At 26.0% G+C, this 1272-nt stretch carries 1 protein-coding gene; it reads left to right on the plus strand.

Going from position 1 to position 1272, the window contains the following annotated elements:
* Positions 1-1272 (plus strand): autotransporter outer membrane beta-barrel domain-containing protein (locus tag O6B72_RS09320; RefSeq protein WP_269492994.1); only part of this gene is annotated, 1272 nt, incomplete at both ends.

A 1272-nucleotide genomic window follows, 5' to 3' on the forward strand; every position in this document is an offset into this window, starting at 1 on the left:
TGATGTTTATGGTGGCTACTCAAATGAAGGCGATGCTATAAATAACACTATAAATTTATTTCATAACTCAGGAAGAGATATAAATACTTTAGGTAAACACTTTTTAGTTAAAGGTATAATTTATGGTGGATTATCAGGTGATAAAAGTAAAGATAGTATTTCAGGCAATACCTTAAATGTTACTGGTAAAGACTTAATAGCAGGAAATATTAAAAACTTTAATGAAGTAAATTTTAATCTTCCAAAAGATATAAAAACAAATGATATAGCACTTCAACTAACAAACAATGTAGATACAGCTTTAAGAAATGTAACAGTAAATACTTATGTTGAAAAAGGAAAAAGTAAAGCTATAGTAAAAAATCTTAAACCTGGAGAAAAGATTTATGTTATTAAAAAAGCATCTATTGATGAAAGCACTTTAAAAGAAACTGATAGCTTAAACAAAGAATTAACCATAGAAAATAAGAAATTATCAAATAAGACTATATCTGAAGTAGGAGCTAGTACAGTTTATGATGTAGAGTTAAATCAAGATAAAAGTAATTTATTTTTAGAAGTATCTAAAAATGCTACACCAAAAACAAATCCTAAACTAAATCATACATTAATACCAAATTTGGCAAGTTCTCATGTTGTAAATCAAATGAGTGATTTAGTAAGTGATAATATACCAAACATAGCAATACTTGATAATAATATATCTGCAAATACTGATAATATAATAAGCTTTGGATATGTAAAAGGATATAAAAGCAATATTGGTAAAAATGATACTGATGTAAATGGAGCAATTGTAGATGTAGGTGTTGCAAGTAGAGCTGATAATACATTAATGGGTGGATTTTTTGAATACTCTTATGCAGATTATGATGGAAGTATAAACTCTTATAAAAATGATGGTAAAATAAAAGCTTATGCAGTAGGAGCATTAGCAAGATTTGATTTAAGAAATAACTTCTTCATAGACTCTTATGCAAAAATAGGTAAGTTAAATAACAAATATACTTTAAAAGGTTATGATAATCTAAATATTAATAAAGATTCTACATTTTACTCTCTTGGAGCATTCTTAGGACATGATTCTTACTTTGATAGATTTATGCTAACAAATAGACTTGGCTATGCTTATTCAAATGTTGATGGTTATGAATTAGATATAGATGGTGAAACTTTAAATGTTAAAGATATCTCATCAAAAAGAATTAAATTTGATAGTATAGCTTACTATAAAACAAATACAGATACAAATCTATATGCAAGAGCAAGATT

This window comes from Campylobacter ureolyticus (genome assembly GCF_027277485.1).
Lineage (GTDB): Bacteria > Campylobacterota > Campylobacteria > Campylobacterales > Campylobacteraceae > Campylobacter_B > Campylobacter_B ureolyticus_B.